We start from the raw sequence: 2,114 nt of genomic DNA on the forward strand, positions 1-2,114 counted from the left end.
GCCAAGTGAGTTTGTGTACTCGTTACGCTCTAACAAACGCTTCAAGCGGACTGCCAACGCGTGGCATTTTAGGTTTGCAGTGATAATTGTGTTTAAGGCGCAATGCGGTAGCTTTTGTATTGCGTTGGCAGCAGCTTAAGCGGGCGTTATAGCGCTTTGATAATTCAAGGGTTGTAAGGTTCTCGAAAATTGCTGGCTTCAGGGTTTTTGAGTTCGATTCCTTAGCCTGAATCAAGGTGGTAAATCCTCGCAAGCCAAGTCGTTGTAGGTTTCAAAATCATTCAGCTTCATCAGATTTTGAAGTTTAGTTTCCGGCTAGCTTTCCTAAATTCTCGACTGAATCGGTGTTTTGGGCTTTGTGGTCTGGTTGCAGTCAGTTTTGTTGGCTAAGATGTTGTTCATTGAATGCAAGCTAACTGCTTCATTGCCAAGCGAGTTTTCTGTTTGTATCGCTCTAACAAACAGTTCAAGCAGACCAAAAACGCGTGGCATTTTTAGTTTGCGTTGAGTTTTGTGTTTAGGGTAGTTTGCAGAAACGGCATTTGTACGTTTTTGGCTACTTAACTGGGCGTTATAGCGCTATGAAAATTCAAGGGTTGTAAGGATTTCGAAAATTGCTGGCTTCAGTGCTTCAAATTTCGATTCCTAAACCCGATTCAAGTTGGAAAAGTTGTGGCAAGCCAAGCCGTTGTGACTATTTCAAACCATTCCTGTTTACCGTATTTTGAAGCTTTGTTCTTGGCTCGTTTTTCTAAATCTCCGACCGAATTAGCGTTTTGAGTGTCGTGGTCTGGTTGCAGAAGGTTTTGTTGGCTAAGATGTCGTTCATTGAATGCAATTTAAGTGCTTCATTGCCAAGTAAAGTCCGTTTGTTGGTATCGCTCTAACAAAAGCTTCAAACCGACAAACAACGCGTGGCATTTTTAGTTTGCGGTAAATTTGGTGTTTAAGGCGTATGCAGCGGCTTGTTTTGTGCGTTGTCTGCGGTTTAAGCTGGCGTTAGGCTTACAGAGGAAACTATGAAAATATTGTATTCAGGCGGTCTACAGGTTCGCTCTCACGATGCACGAGAACGCTTGTTAAATGTTAATACCTTCTTAGAAGGTGAATTTGCTTTCCACAACTTGTATCGAGAGGTTAAAGCAAGCGATTTTCCTATTGCTCAGGATTGCTTTGGCGACCAATTCCTTATTCGAGATAATTTGGTAGTTAAGTTGAATGCTGAAACTGGCGAGATTGATGAATTTGGGTGTACCTGGGAGCAATTTTTGGCTTGGGTAGACGAGGACCCAATTGAAAGATTAAATATTCCAAGCGATTTGGAGCTAAAGGTTGGTCAGCTGCTATTCGCTTATCCGCCTTTTTGTACTGTTGAAGGCAACAATGCATCAATAAAACCAATGGATGGTATTGAGCTAATCAGCTTTCACGCAGATTTTGCAAGGCAGATAAATGGTGAAAGTTAAGCCTAACAAACAGTTCAAGCAGACCAAAAACGCGTGGCATTTTTAGTTTGCGGTGAGTTTTGTGATTAGGGTAGTTTGCAGAAACAGCATTTGTGCGTTTTTGGCTACTTAACTGGGCGTTATGAGCTAATAGGGAAATCAGCATGAATTACGAAGAATTTAACCATTTTTGCGGCTCTTTTGCTGGAACGAGTCACGTCGTTCAATGGGGTAATTCCGATGTATGGAAGGTTGGTGGTAAAGTCTTTGCCATAGGTGGTTGGAGCGATGGTTCCCAAGCTGCATTCACGTTTAAAACCTCCAACTTAAATTTCGACTTTCTAAGTGATTGTGAAGGTTATAAACCGGCTCCATATTTTGCTAGTCGTGGAATGAAGTGGATACAGCAGGTTGAGACTTCAGGCAAACTAGACGATGACCTAAAGTACTATTTGTCGGAATCATACCGAATTGTCGCGAGTGGTTTAAGTAAGCGTAAGCAACGAGAATTGGGCATAGATCACCTAGCTGAACCACGCTCATAACAAGAGACTATGGCGTCAATAGCTAATTTTTGGCGCTATCTTTATCCCACATTATACCGTCTCTTAGCATTGAATTAAGTGTCACAACCATCTTTCTCATACAGGCAACTATCGCTACTTTCTT

2 protein-coding genes and 1 pseudogene are annotated in these 2,114 nt (G+C 42.0%); 2 read left to right on the forward strand and 1 reads right to left on the reverse strand.

The window, feature by feature from the left end; translation table 11 throughout:
• Window positions 1–1,019 precede the first annotated feature (1,019 nt).
• Window positions 1,020–1,466 (forward strand): hypothetical protein, encoded by a 447-nt coding sequence (locus tag HC752_RS23975; RefSeq protein WP_190337695.1) that lies wholly within the window; start codon window positions 1,020–1,022, stop codon window positions 1,464–1,466.
• 143 nt (window positions 1,467–1,609) lie between these two features.
• A complete protein-coding gene (locus HC752_RS23980; RefSeq protein ID WP_130350976.1) occupies window positions 1,610–1,990 on the forward strand; it encodes an MmcQ/YjbR family DNA-binding protein in 381 nt (126 codons plus the stop codon).
• Window positions 1,991–2,012: 22 nt separating this feature from the next.
• On the opposite strand, the pseudogene HC752_RS23985 reads toward HC752_RS23980, so the two are convergent.
• Window positions 2,013–2,114, reverse strand: a pseudogene (locus tag HC752_RS23985) (IS110 family transposase); the annotation flags it as partial.

The sequence above is a fragment of the Vibrio sp. S9_S30 genome (assembly GCF_014694455.1).
In the GTDB taxonomy this organism is placed as follows: domain Bacteria; phylum Pseudomonadota; class Gammaproteobacteria; order Enterobacterales; family Vibrionaceae; genus Vibrio.

Excerpts from the sequence above, each read along its gene's own strand:
- HC752_RS23975 (WP_190337695.1), top strand. The coding sequence starts at position 1,020 with ATGAAAATATTGTATTCAGGCGGTCTACAGGTTCGCTCTCACGATGCA.
- HC752_RS23980 (WP_130350976.1), top strand. The coding sequence starts at position 1,610 with ATGAATTACGAAGAATTTAACCATTTTTGCGGCTCTTTTGCTGGAACG.